Origin of the sequence: Blautia acetigignens, from assembly GCF_025566865.1 — a bacterium.
Classification (GTDB): domain Bacteria; phylum Bacillota; class Clostridia; order Lachnospirales; family Lachnospiraceae; genus Blautia_A; species Blautia_A acetigignens.
The window spans coordinates 12,710-38,335 of the sequence record NZ_JAOQJM010000011.1; the positions used below are offsets into that span (position 1 = coordinate 12,710).

The 25,626-nt window shown below is 34.2% G+C and carries 22 protein-coding genes and 1 pseudogene; all 23 read left to right on the plus strand.

What is annotated here, in order from left to right; genetic code table 11:
• Nucleotides 1-44 precede the first annotated feature (44 nt).
• On the plus strand, nucleotides 45-1,436 hold the full coding sequence (locus OCV70_RS12895; protein WP_262579742.1) for a sugar transferase: 1,392 nt from the start codon (nucleotides 45-47) through the stop codon (nucleotides 1,434-1,436).
• 1,032 nt (nucleotides 1,437-2,468) lie between these two features.
• Nucleotides 2,469-2,981: an LbetaH domain-containing protein gene (locus tag OCV70_RS12900; RefSeq protein WP_262579743.1), complete on the plus strand. Its 513-nt coding sequence runs from the start codon at nucleotides 2,469-2,471 to the stop codon at nucleotides 2,979-2,981.
• A 65-nt stretch (nucleotides 2,982-3,046) separates the two neighbouring features.
• On the plus strand, nucleotides 3,047-4,990 hold the full coding sequence (locus OCV70_RS12905; RefSeq protein WP_262579745.1) for a polysaccharide biosynthesis protein: 1,944 nt from the start codon (nucleotides 3,047-3,049) through the stop codon (nucleotides 4,988-4,990).
• A 43-nt stretch (nucleotides 4,991-5,033) separates the two neighbouring features.
• On the plus strand, nucleotides 5,034-6,317 hold the full coding sequence (locus OCV70_RS12910; RefSeq protein ID WP_118420046.1) for a DegT/DnrJ/EryC1/StrS family aminotransferase: 1,284 nt from the start codon (nucleotides 5,034-5,036) through the stop codon (nucleotides 6,315-6,317).
• Between the two features lie 16 nt (nucleotides 6,318-6,333).
• Nucleotides 6,334-6,693, plus strand: a pseudogene (locus tag OCV70_RS12915) (sugar transferase); the annotation flags it as partial.
• A 277-nt stretch (nucleotides 6,694-6,970) separates the two neighbouring features.
• Nucleotides 6,971-7,480: an LbetaH domain-containing protein gene (locus OCV70_RS12920; RefSeq protein WP_158583631.1), complete on the plus strand. Its 510-nt coding sequence runs from the start codon at nucleotides 6,971-6,973 to the stop codon at nucleotides 7,478-7,480.
• Between the two features lie 69 nt (nucleotides 7,481-7,549).
• A complete protein-coding gene (locus OCV70_RS12925) occupies nucleotides 7,550-9,493 on the plus strand; it encodes a polysaccharide biosynthesis protein (RefSeq protein WP_117650458.1) in 1,944 nt (647 codons plus the stop codon).
• Nucleotides 9,494-9,548: 55 nt separating this feature from the next.
• Complete coding sequence (locus OCV70_RS12930; RefSeq protein WP_117650457.1) at nucleotides 9,549-10,832, plus strand: DegT/DnrJ/EryC1/StrS family aminotransferase; 1,284 nt, start codon at nucleotides 9,549-9,551, stop codon at nucleotides 10,830-10,832.
• A gap of 22 nt (nucleotides 10,833-10,854) precedes the next feature.
• On the plus strand, nucleotides 10,855-11,601 hold the full coding sequence (locus tag OCV70_RS12935) for a sugar transferase (RefSeq protein WP_055282594.1): 747 nt from the start codon (nucleotides 10,855-10,857) through the stop codon (nucleotides 11,599-11,601).
• Nucleotides 11,601-12,365 carry a glycosyltransferase family 2 protein gene (locus OCV70_RS12940; RefSeq protein WP_117650456.1) on the plus strand — a complete coding sequence of 255 codons (765 nt, stop codon included), beginning with the start codon at nucleotides 11,601-11,603 and terminating at the stop codon, nucleotides 12,363-12,365. Before OCV70_RS12935 ends, OCV70_RS12940 begins: the two co-directional genes overlap by 1 nt.
• Before the next feature lie 2 nt (nucleotides 12,366-12,367).
• Nucleotides 12,368-13,525: a hypothetical protein gene (locus OCV70_RS12945; RefSeq protein ID WP_117650455.1), complete on the plus strand. Its 1,158-nt coding sequence runs from the start codon at nucleotides 12,368-12,370 to the stop codon at nucleotides 13,523-13,525.
• Complete coding sequence (locus tag OCV70_RS12950; protein ID WP_055282588.1) at nucleotides 13,522-14,019, plus strand: acyltransferase; 498 nt, start codon at nucleotides 13,522-13,524, stop codon at nucleotides 14,017-14,019. The genes OCV70_RS12945 and OCV70_RS12950 overlap by 4 nt, the downstream gene beginning before the upstream one ends.
• 12 nt (nucleotides 14,020-14,031) lie before the next feature.
• Complete coding sequence (locus OCV70_RS12955) at nucleotides 14,032-15,339, plus strand: glycosyltransferase family 4 protein (RefSeq protein WP_117650454.1); 1,308 nt, start codon at nucleotides 14,032-14,034, stop codon at nucleotides 15,337-15,339.
• 38 nt (nucleotides 15,340-15,377) lie between these two features.
• Entirely contained in the window at nucleotides 15,378-16,601 is a 1,224-nt protein-coding gene (locus OCV70_RS12960) for a hypothetical protein (protein WP_117650453.1), read from the plus strand.
• The gene (locus OCV70_RS12965; RefSeq protein WP_118238166.1) at nucleotides 16,594-18,018 is read left to right on the plus strand and encodes a lipopolysaccharide biosynthesis protein; all 1,425 of its coding nucleotides are present in this window, start codon (nucleotides 16,594-16,596) and stop codon (nucleotides 18,016-18,018) included. The genes OCV70_RS12960 and OCV70_RS12965 overlap by 8 nt, the downstream gene beginning before the upstream one ends.
• A gap of 12 nt (nucleotides 18,019-18,030) precedes the next feature.
• Entirely contained in the window at nucleotides 18,031-19,170 is a 1,140-nt protein-coding gene (locus tag OCV70_RS12970) for a polysaccharide pyruvyl transferase family protein (protein ID WP_055282580.1), read from the plus strand.
• A gap of 3 nt (nucleotides 19,171-19,173) precedes the next feature.
• Complete coding sequence (locus OCV70_RS12975; protein ID WP_055282578.1) at nucleotides 19,174-19,974, plus strand: DUF2334 domain-containing protein; 801 nt, start codon at nucleotides 19,174-19,176, stop codon at nucleotides 19,972-19,974.
• 1 nt (nucleotide 19,975) lies between these two features.
• Nucleotides 19,976-21,112 carry a Coenzyme F420 hydrogenase/dehydrogenase, beta subunit C-terminal domain gene (locus OCV70_RS12980; RefSeq protein ID WP_117650451.1) on the plus strand — a complete coding sequence of 379 codons (1,137 nt, stop codon included), beginning with the start codon at nucleotides 19,976-19,978 and terminating at the stop codon, nucleotides 21,110-21,112.
• Nucleotide 21,113: 1 nt separating this feature from the next.
• On the plus strand, nucleotides 21,114-21,752 hold the full coding sequence (locus tag OCV70_RS12985) for a hypothetical protein (RefSeq protein ID WP_262579746.1): 639 nt from the start codon (nucleotides 21,114-21,116) through the stop codon (nucleotides 21,750-21,752).
• 371 nt (nucleotides 21,753-22,123) lie between these two features.
• Entirely contained in the window at nucleotides 22,124-22,744 is a 621-nt protein-coding gene (locus OCV70_RS12990) for an acetyltransferase (RefSeq protein ID WP_055282573.1), read from the plus strand.
• Between the two features lie 2 nt (nucleotides 22,745-22,746).
• Nucleotides 22,747-23,778, plus strand: a complete 1,032-nt coding sequence (gene neuB, locus OCV70_RS12995; protein ID WP_262579747.1) for an N-acetylneuraminate synthase — start codon at nucleotides 22,747-22,749, stop codon at nucleotides 23,776-23,778.
• The gene (locus OCV70_RS13000; protein ID WP_055282569.1) at nucleotides 23,771-24,451 is read left to right on the plus strand and encodes an acylneuraminate cytidylyltransferase family protein; all 681 of its coding nucleotides are present in this window, start codon (nucleotides 23,771-23,773) and stop codon (nucleotides 24,449-24,451) included. Before neuB ends, OCV70_RS13000 begins: the two co-directional genes overlap by 8 nt.
• A gap of 12 nt (nucleotides 24,452-24,463) precedes the next feature.
• Nucleotides 24,464-25,606, plus strand: coding sequence for a UDP-N-acetylglucosamine 2-epimerase (gene neuC / locus OCV70_RS13005; RefSeq protein ID WP_055282566.1), 1,143 nt, complete (start codon nucleotides 24,464-24,466; stop codon nucleotides 25,604-25,606).
• The last annotated feature ends 20 nt before the right edge of the window (nucleotides 25,607-25,626 follow it).

A 25,626-nucleotide genomic window follows, 5' to 3' on the forward strand; every position in this document is an offset into this window, starting at 1 on the left:
TTCATGAATATGTATATGCAGAAAATCAAAAGAGGAGCTTATGTGTGAAGATTGAAAATAAAACAACGAAAATTCTGGTTCATGATATTCCCCTTCGTCTGGTAAAAGTACTGAATATTATCTGTCTGACATTTCCTTTTGCCTGTTGCTGGTATGGCTATTATTCAAGACAGATGCAGTCTTCCTTTTACAGGCGCGGTAATCTTTTGATGATTACCTTGTATATGGTGGTATACTTTCTGTTTGCCAGAGTATATAATGGATTTCTGGTTTCGGTGAATCGGATATCGGAAATGGTGTATAGTCAGGTATTAGCAGCACTGGTTACAGATGGAATTAGTTATCTGGTAATTGCTTTACTGGTAAAGGGATTTCCCAATCTGATACCGGGCATTCTGGCAATCGGTGGACAAATTCTTTTGTCTGCTTTGTGGTGTTATACAGCCCATCACTGGTATTTTAGATCATTTCCACCGCGCAAAACTATGATTGTCTATGATGTCAGAGAGGGAATGGAAAGCTTGATTAATCAGTATGATTTGGAACGTAAATTTCAGATAGAAGAGATTATACAGGTGAAAGAATGTCTGGAAAATCTTGAAAAGCTGAATAAGGTGGATACAGTTTTTCTTAGTGGTATACATAGTCACGACAGAAATATTATTTTGAAGTATTGCATTGAGCAGGATGTGAGGGTGTATGTGGTTCCGCGAGTTGGCGATGTGCTTATGAGTGGTGCACAGCAGGTGCATCTGTTTCATTTACCTATGCTGCGGGTTGGCAGATATGAACCTACACCGGAATATCTGTTTTTTAAAAGGCTGATTGATTTGATGATGGCAGGAGTAGCAACTGTTGTCTTGTCTCCGATTATGGTTATTACAGCTATTGCAATTAAGGCCTATGACAAAGGACCTGTGTTTTATAAACAGACAAGACTTACCAAAGATGGAAATGAATTTGGTGTACTAAAATTTCGTTCCATGAAGGTAAACGCTGAGAAGGATGGAGTGGCCAGACTGTCAAGCGGGGAAAATGATCCCAGAATTACTCCGGTTGGCCGTATTATCAGAAAGTGCAGGATTGATGAATTGCCGCAGCTTCTTAATATTTTAAAAGGTGATATGACCATTGTTGGTCCAAGACCGGAGAGACCATCTATTGCTGCAGATTACGAGAAGGTTATGCCTGAGTTCCATCTTCGCTTACAGGCAAAGGCAGGACTTACGGGATACGCACAGGTATATGGCAAATATAACACCACACCTTACGATAAGCTGCTTATGGACCTGATGTATATCAGCCACCCCAGCTTGCTGGAGGATCTGATGATTATGTTTGCAACTGTGAAGATTTTATTCATGCCGGAAAGTACAGAAGGCGTGGAAGAAGGGCAGGTAAATGCTCTTGGAAAAATGGACAAAGAAAGTAAGTAACAAAAGAGCTTTGTCGAAATGGTACTTGTAATGTCAAAAAAAGGATGGTATACTGTAAACGCTTTAAAGAAGTATAGATCCTGTTTATGCCTGAAAGTACCGAGGGAATTTCTGAGGTTCAAACCACGGCGGTGAGTGGCGAAAAGCACTAAATAACGATGTTTTTGTTCACTTTTGGTTGCTAAAAATTGGAAGAAAATCCAGAGTGGAATCGGGCATAAATACACCTCTTACGGTGGCGTGGTGTTAGAAAACCGGCAGACTGCACTGCGAGAGGATGTACCGACATTGCGGTGACTCTCACATAGCGGTTTCGGAACTGAGCAATGATAACATCACCTGTGATTTCATCCCGGTCTTGGAGATAACAAGGCGGCTGTGAGAATCTCATGGTCGCAGAGATACTCATTCATGTAGGGTAATCCGGCATAAACAAGGGAGTTACGGTGGCGTGGATGAGTGGAACCTAGAATAAACACATGAGCTACCGTGGCGTGAATGAGTATATCAGGACTAAAGACACCGCTTACAGTGGCAGGTGATAGTGCCATCAAGACTAAAGACAGGAACTACTGTGGCAATGATTTGTCGCAGAAATGTTTATTGCATCAGTTCAAAGACATAGCGGTAGTGTGACTCACACTGCTGAGGACGATTAGTAGAGTTTTATAAGGAAAAACGGCTCAGACTCTTGGAGATTGAGTCTGGGCTGTAATCATTGATATGCGGAGAGGAGATAGCGGTATAATAGGAACAACCAAGAAAAACCTTGATTTTACAAGGGTTTCGCTGGCTTAGTCGAATTTTGTTATGATAATTTTTCTGTATGGTTGTGTCGAGTAAGTTACGAAACTGCGAAAGTGAATGGTTTCTTGGATGCTTATTTTGACCCACACTATAAGCTGAAAAATTATGATAAGGAGGTTTGACCTAGCCTGCGAATGATCTTTTTAATAAGAACATTCACAGGCTAGTCGTCGTGTTGAAGAACTTACCTAATAAAAATAAATAATTATGAGGAGTGTATTGAAAATGGGAAGAAAATTATTAATTGTAGCCTCTAAAAGATATGGAGATTATGTGAAAGAGATAGCAGAGTCAATGGGTTGCTTTGAAGAAATCTCCTTTGTAGATAATGACAGAGAAGGTGCTATTGGAAAACTGGAAGAAGTAGAAACTTTTTATCCAGAATATAACTGTGCAATAGCTGCATGTGATGACGGTGCAAAAAGACTTGAATGGAACAAGAAATTAGAAGCACTTTATAATATTCCGGTTTTAGCCCATATGGATTCTACAATTTCTCCATCAGCTAACTTAATGCCTGGTTGCATTGTTGAGCCGAAAGCAGTTGTTGGTTGTGGAAGCACTATCGGTCAGGCAACAGTTGTTGGTGCTAATACAGTAGTGGAGCCATATAGCTTTATTGGAGATAGCTGTACATTAAAATCTGGAACGATTGTGAAATCAACAAGCGTACTTCAAATTGGAACTGAAACAGAGCAGGGAACTGTTTTGTTCACGCCACTTACAAGTAAACAGTAAACAGTGAAAAAATAAAAAAGTGAAAGGATGAAAACCTCCCCGATTTTCGTGGGGGGGGGTACACAATGAATAGTCAATCAAATGAAAAAAATATGGATATGAACCGTACAAACCAAAGTACGCCGAATATACGATGGATGCTTGTCGGGTACGACTTGGTTGTATATGCAGTAGTAGCAATAATTCTTTTAGTCTTATATGGAGGAATGGATAAATTATCGCCTGTTGGAATTTTTCAGCAAGTTGGTTTATCTGTCCTGTGTATTTTTGCAGCACGTCTTTTGGGTAAAATTTATGGACAAGTATGGAGATATGGTGGAATTCAGTGCTATATCCGCTTGTTGTTTACTGATTCTATCGCTTTTGTAGCGTATTTGGGTTTGGAACTCCTGCTTCCAGTTCAAAAAATTACATTTGCCAGAATGCTTTCAATTGTCAGTTTGAACCTTTTAGGAGCGTTAGCACTTCGTATGATGTATCGCTACGCATATAAGTGCGGAAATCAGGAAACTACAAGAGGAAAAATTCTTTCTACATTATTACATATGTTTTCTGGCATAGAAGCAGGAAATGAAAAAGAAGTTCAGAAAATCAAAGTTGCAATTATCGGTGCTGGACGAGTTGGTGTAAGTCTGGCAGAAGAACTTTTGAATAATGCTGAAGCAGCATATATACCAAGATGCTTCATTGACATTAATAGAGAAAAAGTTGGACGAGATATACATGGTATTCCTGTATGGTCTGAAGATGAAGCAACATTTAAGCGTTTGGGAGAATTTGAGGTACAGGAAATCATCTTTGCAATCCCATCAATGGACGCTAAGAAAAAGAAGGCACTTTATGATTATTACAAAGATGCAGGATATAAATTGAAAGTATATGATTACCCAACTGTATATGCCGCAGGAGGAAAAAGACATCTTAGAGAATTTGATATTGAAGAACTTTTATTCAGAAAACCACTGGTAGTTTCGGATGAAAGAACAAATGCATACTACAAGGACAAAATTGTGCTGATCACTGGTGGAGGTGGCTCTATTGGTTCTGAACTGTGCAGACAGTTGGCAAAGATGCAACCGAAGAAAATTATTATCCTTGATATTTATGAAAATGGTGCTTATGACGTTCAGCAGGAATTGAAAATAGCGTATGGGAATAGCTTAGATTTACAGATTGAAATTTGTTCTATTACTCATAGAAAAGCACTTGAAAGAGTATTTGAAAAATACCATCCGCAGATCATTATCAATGCAGCAGCTCATAAACATGTTCCGCTGATGGAGCATAACTGTGTAGAAGCTATTTATAACAATGTATTTGGTACACAGAATCTGGTAGAGCTTTGCGAAGAATATGGAGCAGAACGCTTTATGATGGTATCCACAGATAAAGCAGTCAATCCAACCAACGTTATGGGTGCGACAAAGAGAATGTGTGAAATGATCGTGCAGAGTGCAAGCACACATGGAAAAGTAAAATACAGTGCTACACGATTTGGAAATGTACTGGGTAGTGCAGGATCGGTTATTCCGTTGTTTAAGCGTCAGATTGCTAACGGCGGTCCGGTTACTGTCACAGATAAGAGAATTATCAGATACTTTATGACAATTCCGGAGGCTTCACAGCTCGTTCTTCAGAGTGGGGCGATTGCGAATAATGGAGAATTATTTGTTCTGGATATGGGACAGCCTGTTAAGATTATGGATCTGGCAGAGAATATGATTCGTTTATCTGGCGTTCAGGGAATTGAAATTATTGAAACGGGATTAAGACCGGGAGAAAAGTTATATGAGGAATTGTTAGTTAAGACAGAAGAACTGGATAAGACAGACAACAGCATGATCTTTATAGAAAGAGATACACCAGTAAGTGAGAAAGAAATAAATAGAAAAATCCAAACTCTTAGAACTGCCTGCGATACAGGAGATGATCTGATTGCAAAAGAAGCTCTCCGAAGTGTTGTTCCAACATTCAAGACACCGGAAGAGGTAAATAAAGAGATTGCATAAAGAATAGCCACAACATAGAACGATATAAAAGAGGTAATTACATATGTTTAAAGAGAACAATAATTTTGAAAAATTTGAATCAAAGGTTTGGTTAAGTAGTCCGACTATGCATGGCCCGGAGATTGAATATGTAAAAGAAGCATATGAAACAAACTGGATGTCAACAGTTGGAAAAAATATCAATGAAGTTGAAAGACTTGCCTGTGAATACATTGGTTGCAAACATGCGGTTGCATTGTCAGCCGGAACAGCATCTTTACACTTATCTATGAAGTTAGCAGGAATTAAGGCGTATGGAATGCCAAAGGTAGGGCATGGTGCATTAGAAGGTAAAAAAGTGTTCTGTTCAGATATGACATTTGATGCGACTGTTAATCCGATTGTGTATGAAGGTGGGGAACCGGTATTCATTGACACAGAATACGATACATGGAATATGGATCCGGTAGCTTTGGAAAAGGCTTTTGAAATTTATCCAGATACAAAAGTAGTAGTAATAGCTCATCTTTATGGTACACCGGGAAAGATTAATGAGTTGAACTCTATCATAAAAAAACATGGAGCAATTCTTGTTGAAGACGCTGCTGAATCTATGGGAGCTACATATAAAGGTGTTCAGACGGGAACATTTGGAAAATACAATACGATTTCTTTTAATGGAAATAAAATCATTACAGGAAGCTCAGGTGGATGCTTCCTGACTGATGATGAAGAAGCAGCAAACAAAGTGCGTAAGTGGTCTACTCAGGCAAGAGAAAATGCAGCATGGTATCAGCATGAAGAACTGGGATATAACTATCGTATGAGTAATGTGGTTGCTGGTGTTGTTCGTGGACAGTTTCCTTACCTGAAAGAACATATTGCACAGAAGAAAGCAATTTATGAGCGATATAAAGAAGGATTAAAAGGGCTGCCAGTATCTATGAATCCAATGGATCTGGAAAACTCTGAACCAAATTACTGGTTGTCTTGTCTGATTATTGATAAAGATGCAATGTGTAAGCAGGTTCGTGGCGAGCAGGATGTATGTTATGTGAAAGAAACAGGAAAGTCCTGTCCGACAGAGATTTTAGAAGCGATTGCATCTATTAATGCAGAAGGAAGACCAATTTGGAAGCCAATGCATATGCAGCCAATTTATCGTTTGAATCCATTTGTTGTCAGAGATGGAAATGGACGTGCTAGATCAAATGCGTATATTTCAGGTGGAGTAGCTGATGCAGGTATGGATATTTTTACAAGAGGATTATGTCTGCCAAGTGACAATAAAATGACAGCAGAACAGCAGAATAGAATTATTGAAGTAATTAAGAGTTGCTTCGAGTAAAATAGAGGAATTTATAATGGAAAAAATAAAGCATAAGCCATATGGACCATATGAAAAATATATAAAAAGACCATTAGATTTGATATGTAGTTTAATCGCAATAATAGTTTTTTCATGGCTCTATCTGATAATTGCAATATTGGTTAGAGTGAAATTGGGTTCTCCAGTGATTTTTACACAAGATAGACCGGGAAAAGATGAGAAAATATTTAAATTATATAAGTTTAGAACAATGACAGATGAAAAAGATGAAAGCGGAAATTTATTGCCGGATAGTGAAAGGCTTACCCAATTTGGAAAAATACTTAGAGCAACTAGCTTAGACGAATTGCCAGAAGCATTTAATATAGCCAAAGGAGATAGCGGTATAATAGGAACAACCAAGAAAAACCTTGATTTTACAGGGGTTTCGCTGGCTTAGTCGAATTTTGTTATGATAATTTTTCTTTGTGTTGTGTCGATTGAGCGGGGGAACAAATATAAAAGAATGGTTTCTTGGATGCTTATTTTGACCCACACTGTAAGCTGAAAAATTATGATAAGGAGGTTTGACCTAGCCTGCGGATGCTCTTTAAAAAGAACATTCACAGGCTAGTCGTCGTGTTAAAGAACTTACCTAATAAAAACAAATAATTATGAGGAGTGTGTTGAAAATGGGAAGAAAATTATTAATTGTAGCCTCTAAAAGATATGGAGATTATGTAAAAGAGATAGCAGAGTCAATGGGTTGCTTTGAGGAAATCGCTTTTGTAGATAATGACAGAGAAGGAGCTATTGGAAAACTGGAGGATGTGGAAAGTTTTTATCCGGAATATAACTGTGCAATAGCTGCATGTGACGATGGAGTAGAAAGGCTTGAGTGGAACAAGAAATTGGAGGCACTTTACAATATTCCAGTTTTATTTCATATGGATTCTACTATTTCTCCATCAGCTAATTTAATGCCTGGCTGTATTGTTGAACCAAGAGCTGTTGTCGGCTGTGGAAATACTATTGGGCAGGCAGCAGTAATTGGAGCTAATTCTGTGATAGAGCCATATTGTCTAGTTGGAGATGGCTGCACATTGAAGTCTGGAACAATTGTAAAAAGCACCAGTGCATTAAATATAGGAACTGAAACAGAACAGGGAACAGTTTTATTTACACCACTGGAGAAACAGTAAAGAAGATAAATGAAAATTAATATATGAAAGGATGAAACCTTCCCGATTTTCGTGGGGGGGGGGTACACAATGAATAAAACGAATGAAAATAACAGGGAATTAAAACGTACACAACAGAATAGTACGCCGAATATACGATGGATGTTGGTCGGGTATGACCTGATCGTATATGCAGTAGTAGCAATTATACTACTGGTTATTTATGGTGGAATGGATAAGTTATCGTCTACGGGGATACTTCAACAAGTATGCTTATCTGCACTGTGTATTTTTGCAGCACGTCTTTTGGGTAAAATCTATGGACAGGTATGGAGATATGGTGGAATCCAGTGCTATATCCGTCTGTTATTTACCGACACTATCGCTTTTATAGTGTATCTGTGTCTGGAACTTATGCTTCCAGTTCAAAAAATTACATTTGCCAGAATGCTTTCTTTAGCAAGTTTGAATCTGTTAGGTGCTTTAGCATTGCGTATGATGTATCGCTACGCATATAAATGCGGAAATCAGAAAACAGTTGGAGGAAAAATTCTTTCTATATTATTACGTCTGTTTTCCGGTATGGAAGCTGGAAATGAAAAGGAAGTACAGAAAATTAAAGTTGCTATTATAGGTGCCGGACGAGTTGGCGTCGGTCTTGCAGAAGATCTTTTAAATAACTCAGAGGCGGCATATATACCGAGAGGGTTCATTGATGTCAATAAAGAAAAAGTTGGACGTGAAATACATGGTATCCCGGTATGGTCAGAAGATGAAGCTACTTTTCAGAAATTAGGGGAGTTTGAAGTACAGGAGATTATTTTTGCAATCCCATCAATGGATGCAGATAAGAAAAAAGCTCTTTATGAATATTACAAAAATGCAGGATATAAGTTGAAAGTTTATGATTATCCGACCATGTATACTGCAGGTGGAAAGAGGCATCTTAGAGAATTTGATATTGAAGAACTTCTGTTTAGAAAACCATTAGTAGTTTCTGACGAAAGAACAAATGCTTACTACAAAGACAAGATAGTACTTATTACTGGCGGTGGCGGTTCCATTGGATCAGAACTTTGCAGACAGTTGGCAAAGATGAATCCGAAGAAAATCATTATCTTAGATATTTATGAGAATGGTGCATATGATGTTCAGCAGGAATTGAAGATTGCCTATGGAAATAAACTGGATTTACAGATTGAAATTTGCTCTATTACTCATAGAAAAGCACTGGAAAAAGTATTTGAAAAATATCATCCGCAGATCATTATCAATGCAGCCGCTCATAAGCATGTTCCTTTGATGGAGCATAACTGTGTAGAAGCTATTTACAACAATGTATTTGGTACACAGAATCTGGTGGAGCTTTGTGAGGAGTATGGTGCAGAACGCTTTATGATGGTATCAACAGATAAAGCAGTTAATCCTACAAATGTTATGGGCGCAACTAAGAGAATGTGCGAGATGATTGTCCAGAGTGCAAGTACACACGGAAAAGTAAAATATAGTGCAACACGTTTTGGAAATGTACTTGGCAGTGCCGGATCAGTTATTCCGTTATTTAAACGCCAGATCGCTAATGGCGGACCGGTTACAGTTACAGATAAACGAATCATCAGATATTTTATGACAATTCCGGAAGCATCACAGCTTGTACTTCAGAGCGGTGCAATTGCCAATAATGGAGAGCTGTTCGTTCTGGATATGGGACAGCCGGTAAAGATTATGGATCTGGCAGAAAATATGATTCGTCTGTCCGGTGTACAGGGAATAGAAATTGTTGAAACTGGATTAAGGCCAGGAGAAAAGTTGTATGAGGAACTGTTAGTTAAGACAGAAGAACTCGATAAAACAGACAACAGTATGATTTTCATTGAAAGAGATAATGCACTGAGTAAAGAAGAAATCTATAAAAAGATTAATGTACTTAGAGATGCATGTGATACAGGTGATGATCTGATTGCAAAAGAAGCTCTCCGAAGTGTTGTTCCAACATTTAAAAGACCGGAAGACGTAAATAAAGAGATTGCTTAATAACAAGTTAATACATTCTGAAAAAATGAGATTAGGCGAAAAGAGGTAGAAAGTTATGTTTAAAGTAAATAATAAATTTGAAAAATTTGAGTCTAAAGTATGGTTGAGCAGCCCAACCATGCATGGTCCGGAAATTGAATATGTGAAAGAAGCGTATGAAACAAACTGGATGTCCACAGTTGGTAAGAATATCAATGAAGTAGAAAGAATGGCATGTGAATATATCGGCTGCAAATACGCAGTTGCATTATCAGCAGGAACAGCGTCCTTGCATCTGGCAATGAAACTGGCGGGTATTGAAGCATATGGTATGCCAAAAGTTGGGCATGGTGCATTAGAGGGAAAGAAAGTATTCTGCTCTGATATGACATTTGATGCAACCGTAAATCCGGTAGTTTATGAAGGTGGAGAGCCAGTATTTATTGATACAGAGTATGATACCTGGAATATGGATCCGGTTGCATTAGAAAAAGCATTTGAAATTTATCCGGATACAAAGGTTGTGGTTGTTGCGCACCTTTATGGAACTCCGGGTAAAGTAGATGAGTTAAATGCAATCATTAAAAAGCATGGTGCCATTTTAGTAGAAGATGCAGCAGAATCTATGGGTGCTACATATAAAGGGGTACAGACTGGTACATTTGGAAAGTATAATACTATTTCTTTCAATGGAAATAAGATTATTACTGGAAGTGCTGGTGGTTGCTTCCTGACAGACGATGAGGAGGCTGCAAATAAAGTTCGTAAATGGTCTACACAGGCAAGAGAAAATGCTGCATGGTATCAGCATGAAGAACTTGGATACAACTATCGTATGAGTAATGTAGTTGCTGGTGTAGTGCGTGGTCAGTTCCCTTATTTGAACGAACATATTGCACAGAAGAAAGCAATTTATGAGAGATATAAAGAGGGATTAAAAGGACTGCCAGTATCTATGAATCCGATGGATTTGGAAAATTCTGAACCAAACTATTGGCTGTCTTGTCTGATTATTAATAAGGAAGCCATGTGCAAACAGGTTCGTGGCGAGCAGGATGTGTGCTATGTAAAAGAAACAGGAAAGTCTTGCCCGACAGAGATTCTGGAAGCAATTGCATCTATTAATGCTGAGGGGCGTCCAATTTGGAAACCAATGCATATGCAGCCGATTTATCGTTTGAATCCATTTGTTGTCAGAGATGGAAACGGACGTGCCAGATCAAATGCGTATATTGCAGGCGGAGTAGCTGATGTAGGTATGGATATTTTTACAAGAGGATTATGTCTGCCAAGTGACAATAAAATGACAGCAGAGCAGCAGGATAGAATTATTAAAGTAATAAAGGCTTGCTTTGAATAAGGAAGTGTTTTAGGAGAGATTTATGAAGAAAGAAAAAAATCATAAATTGTACCGTAAAATGGGATTTTACGAAAGATACATAAAAAGAGCGATTGATATTTTTTGCTCTGGATTGGCAATTATTGTATTCTGTTGGCTGTATGCAATCATCGCTCTGCTGGTTCGAATCAAACTGGGAAGTCCAGTGTTGTTTACTCAATATAGACCTGGACTGATTGATCCGAAAACGGGAAAAGAACGAATTTTTAAAATGTATAAATTTCGGACTATGACAGATAAGAAAGATGCAGAGGGAAACTTGCTGCCCGATGAAGTGCGTCTGACAAAATTTGGTGCATGGCTTAGATCTACCTCTTTGGATGAACTGCCAGAAGCATTTTGCATTTTAAATGGCACGATGACACTGATAGGGCCACGTCCGCAGTTAGTTCGAGATATGGTGTTTATGTCAGAAGAACAAAGAATGCGTCATACTGCAAAACCTGGATTGTCTGGGCTTGCACAGATAAGTGGCAGAAATGCAATTTCATGGGATAGAAAATTGCAGTATGACTTGGAGTATATAGAACATGTTTCTTTTAGGCGTGATTTAAAAATTCTTTTTAAAACTGTTGAAAAAGCATTTATTAAGCAGGAGGGAATTACAGAAGAAGGTAGTGTAACTGCTGCAGATTATGGGGATTATCTTCTCCAAACAAAACAGATAAGTAAAGAAGAATACGATAAAAAACAGAACGAAGCAAAAGAACTACTAAAAGGATTGAAGTAATGAACGAGTTAGTTTCAATAATAATGCCCTCATATAATACTGCGAAATTTATTAGTAAGACAATAGAATCTGTATTAGAGCAAACATACAAAAATTGGGAACTGTTGATAGTTGATGATTGTTCAACTGATAATACAGATGAGATTGTATCGAAGTATGATGATGACCGAATTATTTATTTAAAAAACAAAAAAAATTCTGGTGCTGCTGTATCAAGAAATAAAGCATTAAAAAATGCAAAGGGTAAGTGGATTGCATTTTTGGACAGTGATGATTTATGGTATCCGACTAAGCTGGAAGAACAAATAAAGTATATGAAAAAAAATAAATACTCTTTTTCATATACTAGTTATGAAGAAATTGATGAAAATAATGTGACGAATGGAGTGAAAGTAACCGGACCTAAGAAGATTACGAAAATGGGAATGTATCGTTATTGTTGGCCGGGGTGTTTGACCGTAATGTATGATGCGGAGAAGATTGGCAAAATACAGATTGCAGATATTAAAAAGAATAACGATTATGCCATGTGGCTGAAAGTAATCAAAAAGGCAAACTGTTATCATTATGATAAAGTGCTGGCACAGTATAGAAAACGGTCAGGATCAATATCTAATCATGGCTATTTAAAATTAGTAAAGTGGCACTATAAGTTATTCAAGGAAGCAGATAATAAGAATAGTATTGCATCGTTATTTTTGACTTTACAAAATTTAATTTATGGATGCTGGAAAAAGGTGCGGTACGTTAAAAAGGTGAGTTAATTATGGGTTTGAATGATATGCTGCGTAAAATGGCTGTTCTTTTGGAAAGAAGGCAAGACGCATTATTCTCATATGATGTCAGTAAACAAAAAAAATACATTGCTAAATTAGGAAATCCACGAGATGAGATTGAAAGATCGTATTTTCAGTATAAGTGTCAGATGCAGTTTAATGGAAAAGGAATCACTTTTTTGTTAAATCTGGTTTCATTTCCAGTGGCGATTCTCTACTGGTTCAAATATGGAAAAAAGGTTCAGGTGAATCGGCTAGAGCATAAAAACTTGGTATTTTTTAGAGATGGTAAACCGGAAAACATTTTGCCAAAGTCTTTGAAAAAAAGGTATAAAGCAATTGAAAGTAATCCGGTAGAAGGAACTTTATTAACTGCAAAAGATAAAAAGTTTATAAAAGGAATAATATGTAGATATCCATTTTCTTGGCAGTTTATTTTAAAATGTTTGATTAAAATTGGAAGATATAGTTTTGCCATTGAAGAATATTCACCTGAAGCAATAGCGGTTTGTGCGGAATACTCTTTTACGTCTTCAGTACTGACAGCTTACTGTAAACAAAGAAATATCAAGCATATAGATGTCATGCATGGAGAAAAAATGTACTATATGAGAGATTCGTTCTTTAAATTTGATGAATGCTATATTTGGGATGAATACTATGGAAAAATATTAGCTTCTATGAAGGCAGATAAAAATCAGTTTGTTGTTGAAGTTCCGGCTTCTTTGAAATTCGATGGAGAGCTGATCAGAACACAGAAATATGATTATACATATTATTTAGGTGCAGAATCGGAAGAGGTATTAAAGGAAATATCAAAAATATTGGAACAGTTATATAAGAGTGGAAATAAAATTTCAATACGTCCACATCCGAGATATTCTAATATGGATATTGTTAAAAAGATATTTACTTTTGCAGATGTAGAGGATACAACCCAAACTTCGATAGAGCAATCTTTATTACAATCTGGTGCTGCAATTTCGCTTTATTCAACGGTATTGAATCAGGCATTATGCAATTCAATTCCAATAATAATAGATAATATGAGTAATCCTGAAAATTTTAACAAATTGAAAGAATTGGGATATGTTTGTCTTTATAAGGAACATAGACTTTTATCAGAAGTATTGGAGAAAAGCGTATGATAGGAAAAATTATAAAAAAAATACGAACAGGTTTTTATACAAATCTATGTAAAAAAACAGCCAAGCAATATGGAAAGGGATTACATATAAACCATTGGAGTAAATTTACATCTAAGACTTATATCGGAGATAATTGTCATTTTAATGGGATGAAAGTTACAGGAAATGGAAATGTTACTATTGGAAATAATTTTCATTCAGGAGGAGGAATATTGATATTAACCTCTAATCATAACTATGAGGGAAAATCTATTCCTTATGACGAAACGACTATAGACGGTGATGTCGTGATAGAAGATAATGTTTGGCTTGGGCAAAATGTTACAATTTTACAAGGGGTTAAAATTGGTGAAGGGGCTATTATTCAAGCTGGAAGCGTTGTTGTATCGGATATTCCATCATGTTCAATTGCAGGAGGACATCCGGCGAAAGTATTTAAAATGAGAAACGAACAACATTATTATGAATTGAAATCAGAAAACAAATTTTTTTAGGTGACGATATAAATGAAAGTAATGATTATTGCTCCGTATATATATGATGACAATATAATTGAATTTACTAAAAATAAGACTGGATTTGGAATAATGGTTCAAAATATAGTAAGTTCAGTGGCTGAATTAGAAAATGTTGTTTTATTAACACGAGTTATTACAAAGGGAAAAAATGAAAAGAATTTTAAAATCCTTTCTCATACATGGGGACAGTTCTTTTCTAATGCAAAATTAAAGGATTGGTTAATAGGAATAAAAGCATTTTTTGCGAATGGTGTTACAGTAAAAGATAAAGCCAGACATGTTTTTTATGAAGTGGATGGCGGATATGTTAGAAAACAAATTCAAAAGGAAAAACCGGACATAGTTCATATACATGGTATAGGAACTATTACAGAAAGCTATATTAGAATTTGTGAGGAAATGAAAGTAAGGTATACAGTTACTTTACATGGTTTAATTGGTTTGAATGATTCAGTTTCTGCACCGGCATACGAAAAGCAGATAGAACGTGATTTTTTAATAAAAGCAGAAAAAAATAATATACCAATTAGTGTGATTAGTAGTGGTATGAAAGCCAGAATAGAAGAAAAGTATTTAGGAAAAAAAGCAAATAATATCACTGTTATCACGAATGGAACGAAAAAAAGCGACGAAAATGATACAAAGTTTATTCGAGAAGAAGGCACTTTAACGCAAGAAAAGTTTCAAGAATATTATAGCGATTGTTTGAAGCAGAATGATTTATATCCAAAGTTGAGTGATACATATGCTTATTTGCAGTATAGCAAAAAAAATGGTAAGAAAATTCTCTTTTTCGTGGGAAATATAACCAAAAACAAAAATCAAATGCAAGCAGTAGAAATATTAAAAAATACAAAAGTATTTGAAAATATCCTGTTGGTGCTTTGGGGAAGAGAAGTAGATAATGGAGAAGTCCGAAAAAAAATTGCGGAATATCAATTACATAAAAATGTTATTTTAGGCGGATTTAATGATCGAATGGATATTTTTTGGAAATTCTGTGATGTAAATTTATTTTTGAGTTTAAATGATGGATTTGGCTTGCCTATTGTTGAGGGATATATGCATGGAGTACCATGCGTTACCTTTGAGGATTTAGATGCAACACAGGATTTATATTATCCGGAGGCAATGTTAAAAGTAAAGGATAGAAGTAATGAATCAGTTACAGATACATTAAAGATAGCATTGGATAAAAATTGGAAATATGAAGAGATTATTGAAATCGGTAATATGTTTTCGATTGATATTATGTCTGAAAAATATGTGAATTGGTACAAAGAGGTCATGGCGTAGTCAAAGCCTTAGAAAGATTATTGATGTGAGGGAAAATAATGAATGAAGGAATAAATAATAGACGAAAAAAGAAGATAAGTTTGATGGAAATTTTTATCCCATTGTTTTGCCTGATCAATCAGTATGAAATTGCAGGTCTTCATTTAGGTTTAATTTGTGTAATTGCTGTTGTAGCTATTTATTTTATAAAGTATAGAGAATTTTATTTATATAAACCTTTATTTATCTTCTTCTTATTTATGATAGTGCATGATTTTTTCAGGATGTTTATAACTGGATTTAATACAGGACTCTGGGTAGAGAGAGTTTTATACTTATTAATATTATCGTGTATATATAAAAAAGTTGATGAGGAAAATTTATTTAGGGTCTGGGAAATTATAGGAATCATTGTTATGGCTGGAATTTTTTACCAATCTTTCCAGGTATATATATTGGGACAATCAGTGTCTACAATTAATATATTTCCATTTTTGCAGTCAAATAGCGAAAATTATTTATTGGGTTATGATAGACCACATTCTTTCTTTTTAGAACCGGCAGCATACTGTACATGGATATTACCGCTTTTATGTATGTGTATGAAAAGAAAAAAGCATATTTGGATGGTATTTATTTCGATAAGCATTTTATTATCGACATCTTCAACGGGAATATTAATGACCGGAGTAATATGGCTGTTTTATTCGTTTGTAAGTGCCAGAAGCGAAGGGAAATATTTTAATTCGTTAATGATAGTAGGTGTTTTGATAATAGGTATAGGAGCATTTTCAAACTTGAGTATTTTTTCAACGGCATTAAATAAGTTGATGAATATTTCGGTTACAAATACATCTAATTCAGTTAGGCTTGTGTTGGGATTTCAATTGTTTTGGGCTGCGCCTTTGATCTATAAAGTATTAGGAATACCATATATGAATGTAGAGAATTATATGCGTTCTGGAGAAGTGGCATTAAGTAAATATAAATTAAGTCTTAATCTTTCATATTTGGGCTTTGTTAATGCTATTGGAAATTGTATGTTAATTTACGGTGTATTTGGATTGCTTTTATATTTGAAACTTTTTTGGAATATATGGAAAGAATCAGATTTATATAGTAAATGTTATGTTTTAACATGTATCATTTCAATATTTGGTCAATCGGTATTTTGGAATAGTCTTTTCGTAACACAATTTGCGGTGATGTTATGCTCAGTAGAAAGGACATCATTTATTAGAGTGACGTTGGGTCAAGGAGTAACGAGCAATTCATATGAATAAGAAATATAAATATTTATCGAAAAATTTTATTTTATTTGGGATAAGTAGTTTTGGTCCTAAGATAATAGCATTCCTTATGGTTCCTTTATATACTAATTGTTTATCTACAGCAGACTATGGAATCGGGGACATAGTAAGTACTTCTGCCAATTTGGTATTACCAATCATTATCCTTTGCATCGAAAGTGCAATATTAAGATTTTGCTTTGATAAAGAGTATGAATCCGATGAAGTAATATCAAGCGGGTTATTTGTTTGCCTGAAAGGAATGGTATTATGTGCTATTTGTACAATTATAATAGGAATACTTCCTTTCTTTAAAATTAATACATCATATTTAGTCGCATTTTATTTAATGGTATTGTCTACAGGGCTGTATAATGTACTGACTAATTATGCCAGAGGTATTGATAAAGTACAATATATGGTTGAAATGAGTTTGATTACCACAATAGCATCATGTGTATTAAATGTTGTTTTGTTGGTTGTGCTGAAGTGTGGGTTAAATGGATATTTAATAGCTAATTACCTGGGAACCTTTATGGCTGTAGCTTGGGGATCTGTACGACTGAAAATACATAAACACATTAAGTTTAATAAAGTAAATAAAACTACAGTTAAGGAATTGCAAAAATTTGGGTTTCCGTTAATTTTTAATAAAATTGGTTGGTGGATTAATAGTTCATCGGATAGATATATTGTTACATGGATTTTAGGTGCAACTGCGAATGGAATTTATACGGTATCATATAAAATACCGACTATGCTGACTGCATGTAGTGATATATTTACGCAGGCATGGCAGTTATCAGCCATAAAAGATTTTGATCCAGAAGATAGTGATCATTTTGTTGCTGATATGTATGAGGCATATAATGGCTTTTTAGTTTTGTGTTGTTCAATGTTAATTATATTAACTATTCCATTTGCACATATTTTATATGCAAAGAGCTTTTTTGTAGCATGGAAATATGTTCCTCCATTGATGATTTCTTTCGTCTTTGGTGGTTTGGCTGGCTTTTTAGGGAGCATTTTTACAGCAGTAAAAGATACTAAAATATTCTCATATTCAACTATGATAGGTGCAGTCGTAAATACCATATTAAATTTTGTATTAGTGTCTTATATTGGTGTAATGGGTGCTGCAGTTGCAACACTTGTGTCTAACATTGTTATTTGGCTAGTTAGATTACAAAGAAGTAAAAGGTATATACATATACGAGTGAATTTTCTAAAACATACAATAATGTATATCTTGTTAGTTGTACAATTCATAGTCTGTTTAGGTGGATTTACTATAGTGCCTGTAATAATACAATTAATCATTCTTGTTGCTTTGATTGCTGCTAATAGAAAATTGATAATTAATATAATGAGAAAAGGAAAAATAATGTTAGCAAAATATTTACATCGTTAGGAGAAATAAATTATGAAAACAATAGGAATAATTACATATCATCATTATTATAATTACGGTACAATGCTGCAGGCTCTTGCCTTGCAGGAAAAGGTAGAACAACTAGGCTATCAGGCAGAGTTAATAGATTTTAAACAAGATAATTCTCTATCAAGATATGAAATGCTTAAATTAAGAATAAAAAGAATGCCAGTGTATATTAAAGAAAGAAAAAAATATCGAGCGTTGGCTGATTCGAGAGAAAAAATAAAGGAAAAGAATGAATTATTTGAACAGTTTTATAAAACATATTTGCATGTAGGAAAAAAGAAATATACAACTACACAGCAGTTAATGGAAAATCCACCAGTATATGATGGATATGTAGTAGGTAGTGACCAGACTTGGAATCCTTTTGTTGCGAACTCGCCGGAAGCATTTTTTTTGCCATTTGTTGAAAACAAATCGAAAAAAGGCAGTTATGGTCCGAGCTTAGCGGTAAAATCATTATCTGACGAGAAAGAAAAGGAATATAGAAAAAAATTATCTAATTTTTCCTTTTTATCATGCAGAGAGCAGGATGGAGCGCAATTGTTAAGCCGTATTACACAAAAAGAAGTTAAATGTGTATTAGATCCAACATTGTTATTATCTGCTAAAGAGTGGGGAAAATATTGCGAGTTTGAGATACCTAAAGAGCCATATATTTTGGTTTATTTTTTGGGAGAAAAATCAGAACATAGAAGGGCTGTAGAAAAGATACAAAAATTAACAAATTGGAAAATAATAAGTCTTCCGGCAGCATATTTAGAAATGGAAAATAATGATTATAAAAAAGTATGGGGAGGTCCTAAAGAATTTTTATCATTGATAAGAGGGGCTGCTTTAATTTGTACAGATTCATTTCATGGAACTATGTTTTCGATAAATTTCCAAAGAAATTTTTTCTCTTTTTGTAAAAGCAGTGATTCAGAGGAATCATCTGAAAATTCCAGATTATATAGTGCTTTAAATATCTTTGGATTATCAAATAGAATAATTCATAATATGGATAATTTGACTGCAGAAGATATTTCTATAGATTACAAAAATGTGATTCCGATTTTGGAGGAACAGAGAAGGGATTCGATTGAGTATTTAGAAAACATGTTATTCGAGATGACGAAAGGATAAAAAATGAAAGTTGCTATTCGGGATGATGATACATCATATTTTACAAAACCTAAAGATTTACAAAGAGCATATGATTTTTTAAATGAGGATGATTGTGTATCTCTTTCAGTTGTGCCGTATACGGTTCCAGTTCATAGAGATGATGTGTTTCCATATGGAAAAGAAATTGGAATGGGATATTATGATATAGCTGAAAATACAGAATTATTAGAATATTTAAAGGAAAAATATAAACAGGGAAAAGTTGATATATTGTTACATGGCTATTCACATGAATATCAGCTAAGTGAAAACAAATGGCTTGCTGAAATGAAATGGAAAAGTAGTAGTCAATTAAAAGAGGAAATACCGAAAGGAAAAAAACATTTAGAGAAATTGTTAGGTATGAATATATCAGTATTTGTTGCACCTAATAATAGTATTGATAAAAAAGCTATTTCAGTATTAGAAGATCTTCAAATGAATTACTCTGGCATTATTGGGGTGAGAGATAGAAAAGTAAATTTAAGATATATATATAATTTTATAATTCGTTGGGGATTTAGGATAGTAAAAAAAGTACAGTATCCAGGTATTATGAACTATGGAAAGCATAAAGAACTGAATGCATACACAATAGATAATTATGAACGGCTGATTTATGAGTACCATATTTGCAAAGCAAGAAAAGTGCCATTTGTTATATATACTCATTATTGGCAATTAAATACAGATGAAAAAGCGAAAAAGTTAATTAAACAAATATATAATTATGTAATTAAAGATGGTGCAGAAATAGTTCCTTTAAGTGAGTGTTTTAAATAATATGATAAATTTTGATTTTAAAGAAAAATGTTACTCTTGTTCAGCATGTGCAGAAGCTTGTCCAACCAAAGCAATATCATTTGATGAAAACATACATCCAGAAATTGATTTGCAAAAGTGTATTAATTGCAATAGATGTGAAAGAGTATGTATTGAATTGAATAAACCTGAAGATATAGAAGAACTGAATTGTATTGAGGGATATATAGTTAAAAACAAAAACAATGAAATCAGAAAAGTAAGTTCGTCAGGCGGTGTTTTTTTTCAAATAGCACAAAAAGTATTAGAAATGGACGGATATGTTTGTGGTTGTATATATGATGACGAGTTTATGCCCAAACATATTGTTTCTAATGAGATAGAAATTTGCAAAAAAATGATGGGATCAAAATATGTGAAAAGTGATTTAAATGATTGCATAGTGAAAATCAAGCAGATTGTAGAAAAGGGAAAAATAGTACTTTTTTCAGGAGTCCCATGTCAAGTTGCAGCAGTAAAAAAGTGTGTTAAAAGTGATAAATTAATTACGCTGGCAGTTGTATGTCATGGATCTATAGAACGTAAAATATGGAAAAAATATTTAGCTGAAGAAGAAAGAATGAGTGAAAGTTCAATTATTAAAGTGTCTATGAGAGATAAAACAAAAGGATGCTTAAATTATGGATTGAAGTTTCAATTTAAGAATGGAACTGAACATATAACGTTTAGAAAAAATGATGGTTACTTTTTGAAATGCTTTACAGATGGTTTGTTTGAAAGAAATAGATGTTTGAGTTGCGAATATAAGGGACAGAATATTATGAGTGATCTATTGATAGGAGATGCGTGGGGAATGGAAAAAGTATGTCCCGAATTTACAGATAGTCTTGGGTGTTCGGCAGTATTAGTGTTGACTGAAAAAGGAAAAAAAATTTTTAATGAAGTAGAAAAATACTTTTTAATTAGAAATGTAGATAGCCAAGAAATAATTCGTAATAATCCAAGAATTATATTACCAGCGCCACGAAATACTTTTCAGAAGAGTTTTGAAAAGAAGTTAGAAAAGTCAAATGCGAATATTCATTTCTGGACAGAAAAGTATGCAAAACCAACTATTTTGAATCGTATAAAATGGAAAGTATTGGGAGGAGAAAATTAAAATGTTTAGTATAAAAAAGATGTTGGTAGATTTATATGATAGTAGAACGGCTCAGTCATGTAGTGCTTCTATTGGAGATATAATGAATTTAAGAAGAAATGTAGAACATAATCAGTTTCTAGCTACTACGAGGTATTTGGATATAAAGGATTATGTAGAATATAATAAACAAACATTTGTATGGCAAAATACGGTTAGTAGGGCAGCATATGGTAATAAACATCGGGAGGAAGATGGGAACATGGCTTTCTCAAAATTAATTACATCATATCAAAGCAAAGGATATGATCCGAATTCTTTATTTATAGTAGATAAGGATATGAGGCTTCTCGATGGTAATCATAGAATGGGGATGAATTTATATACAGATCAACATAAAATAAATGTTCGAGTTTTGAAGAGAAAAAGCAAAAATCCAGGTAATTTGGATTGGTATTTACAAAAGAAAATATCGGCAGATTTTTTGAAAAAAGTCTATAATGCATATTTACAAATACAAGAATGGTTAATTGAAACGGGAGATACTTTTTGTTGTATTGTGCCTGAAATTGAAAAATTATCCGAATTGGATTTAATGGTTAATATAAAAAGTGTACACAGATATAGATTACAGAGTCCATTATTCGTGGGGGGGGCATAAAGCTTAATCAAGCAGGAAAACTTATACAGTTTACGTTAGATGAACCAGAATACATGATTGAGGATAGTAAAGCTGTATCAAAAAGGATAAGAGATATAAAAAATATTTTGGAATTGAGATATGGTATGGAATTTGTTTCACAAATTTATTTTTCACAATCTTGTCTTGAGGGTAAGGAAATTTTTGATAAAATAAAGAACGATTTTATAGAATAAAAGTGAGTGGATTAAATGGAAAAGTTTATATTGATAGCCACATGTACATATGTAAAAAATGAATAAAAGAATAGTGTCATCATTTGTTAAAATAGGTATAAAAAATCGGAATAAACTGAGAGAGTATCTTAGAAAATAGATTTGAGGTGATTTTAGATGAAAAAACTGATTTTAATAGGAGCTGGTGGACATGCAAAGTCAGTTGCAGATTCAATTAATAAATCAGAATATGAATTATGTGGATTCATAGATAGCAACAAAAAAGGTATGCATATGGGATTACCAATCTTGGGTACGGGACTTGAAGATATTCCAAATTGTGAAAAATATAGTTATTTTGTTTCTATTGGAGATGTTGGATACCGTAAGTTATGGTTTGACAGAATTAGAGAACGAAGATTGAACATAATCAATATTATTGATTCTTCAGCAATTATATCGGCCAGTGCAAAAATGGGAATAGGGAATTTTGTAGGTAAAATGGCAGTAATAAATGCTGATGCAGAGATAGGAAATAATAATGTTATAAATACAAAGGCTTTGATTGAACACGAATGTAAAGTGGGTGATCACAATCATTTATCAACAAATTCTGTCATAAATGGAAATGTAATTGTAGGAAATAGTGTTTTTTTGGGCAGTTCATCTGTGTGTAACGGTCAATTGAAAATCGGTTCCAATGCAATTATTGGTTCAGGTAGTGTGATTATTAAAGATATACCGGAGAAAGTAACTGTAGTAGGTGTACCTGCTAGAGTTATAAAGAGGAGAGATTAGAAATGAGTGATATTCAAATTGTTGCAGAGATTGGCTGCAATCATAATGGAAGTGTTGAATTGGCAAAAAAAATGATGAAAAAAGCGAAAGAAGCTGGAGCAGATGCAGTTAAATTCCAAAGTTTTGTGCCAGAAAATCTTGTTTCAAGATATGCCCCTAAAGCCGAATATCAGAAAAAAAATGATGGAAATGGTTCACAGCTAGATATGTTAAAAAAATTGGCATTAACGGAAACTGAATACTTGGAATTGGTACAGTATGCTTCTACTTTAGATATTCAGATTTTTTCTACGCCATTTGATTTTGAATCTTTTTCATTTTTGCAAAAAATCGGTCAGAATATATGGAAAGTACCATCAGGAGAGATTACAAATCTTCCTTATTTACAGAGGGTAGCAACAATTGAATGTCAAAATAAACAAGTAATTCTATCGACAGGAATGTCTACAATTGATGAAGTTAAATATGCAATAAATGTTTTGCAACAAAGTAAAGACACAAGTTTTACGGTATTACATTGTAATACACAATATCCAACAGAGCCGGAAGATATGAATTTGCTTGCCATGAATAAGCTTCAAGAATTAGCACCAGATTGGAAAATCGGACTTTCAGATCATTCAGAAGGAATTGTTGCTTCTCTTGTGGCTGTTGGATTGGGAGCTAAATTTATCGAAAAACATTTTACTTTAGATAAAGCTATGCCAGGACCTGATCATAAAGCGTCTATTACACCAGAAGAACTAAAAGAATTGTGTGTAGGTGTGCATAAAGCTGAAATTATGCTTGGAAATGAAACGAAAGAAGTGACTGAATCTGAACGAAGCAATATATTCGTTGCAAGAAAATCTATTGTAGCAAAAAGAAAAATCATGAGAGGCGAAATGTTTTCCGAAGAGAATATCACTTGTAAAAGACCAGGAAATGGAATTTCTCCGATTCATTGGTATGAGGTGTTGGGGAAAGAAGCTGAAAAAGATTTTGAAATAGATGAATTGATTTCTTGTAAAGGAGTGAATAGAGAAGATGAATAATTTAGCAATAATACCTGCAAGAAGCGGTTCGAAAGGCTTGAAAGATAAAAATATAAAATTATTAAATGGAAAACCGTTAATTGCATATAGCATAGAAGCAGCGAAGAAATCAGAGATTTATTCACACATATTGGTTTCTACGGATTCTGAAAGATATGGCGAGATTGCAATACAATATGGAGCAGAAGTACCTTTTTACCGATCAGAAGAAAATGCATCAGATGTAGCGTCATCATGGGATGTTGTAAAAGAAGTATTGAAAAAATATCAGGAGATGGGAATTGTATTTGATACATTTACGCTTTTACAGCCAACATCTCCATTGCGAAAGTACGAAGATATAAAAAAAGCTTATGAATTATTTAAAGAGAAAGATGCAATAGCGGTTGTATCAGTTTGTGAAATGGAGCATTCGCCATTGTGGAGTAATACTTTACCAGAAAATAATTCGTTATCCGGATTTTTGCGGGCAGACAGTAATAAACAAAGACAGAAATTAGAAACGTTTTATAGGATAAATGGGGCAATTTATATGGCAGATGTGAAGGCTTTTTTGGAAAATACAAATCTGTATAGAGAAGATTGTTACGCATATAAAATGCCGGCAGAGCGCAGTATAGATATAGATACAGAACTTGATTTTAAAATTGCCGAAACTATTATAAATCAGTAAAAGAAGGTTAGTATGGGAAAGTATAGAGTAGCGTATGCGACTGGTTCAAGAGCAGATTATGGAATAGTAAAAAATTTTTTAAGATTATTAGATAATGACAAAGATATTGAGTTTTCAGTATTGGTTACAGGCTCACATTTAGAAGATAAGTTTGGTCACTCTGTAGATATAATACGACAGGATGGATTTAAAATCGATTTGGAGATTCCGCTAAATATAGAGAATGACAGTAATGCGAATGTGATGCATTGCATGGCAACAGCTTTAGATTGTTTTGGAAATTATTTTGAAAATAATAAATTTGATTTATTAATTATACTTGGAGATAGATATGAAATGATGGCGGTTGCGATTGCAGCAGCTATGCAAAGAATCCCAATTTTGCATTTACATGGTGGGGAAGTTACATATGGCAATTATGATGAATTTATACGTCATTCTATTACCAAAATGAGTCAGTATCATTTTACCAGTACAGAAGAATATAGAAAACGTGTAATACAGTTGGGAGAAGATCCTAAAAGAGTATTTTATCTTGGGGCATTAGGGGCAGAAAATTGTTGCAAGATAGATGAAGAGAAAGTAATTGAAAAAGTAAAAGAACTTATTCCACAAAAATATTGGGTTGTAGCTTTTCATCCCGAAACACTAACTGATGTGAAAATGGAAGATCAGGTGAAAGAAGTATTGACTGCATTGCAGGAAAATATGAATGGAATGAGTGTTATTTTTATGGGGACGAATGCAGATACAAAATCTGATATCATACGTTCTTCATGGCTCAATTATGTGGATGAACATGAAAATGCGTATTATTATGAAAACTTGAATGTAGATTCGTTTTTATATTTAGTAAAAAATTCTGTGGCATTAATAGGAAATTCGTCATCTGGAATTATTGAAACACCGTCATTAGGAAGGTATACAATTAATATTGGAGATAGACAAAGAGGACGAGTACATGGTAACAGTGTTATTGATGTCACTTGCGACAGTAGTATGATCGGTCAGGCAATGAAAGAGATTACCGGGAAAAATGAAAAAATAATTAATCCGTATTATGTAGAAAATACTGCAGAAAATTATTATAAAAAGACAAAAGAAATTTTAGAAAATGGAACGTCCATTTTAAAGGAATTTTATGATATAGTCTAAAATTCAGTAGAAACAGAAGT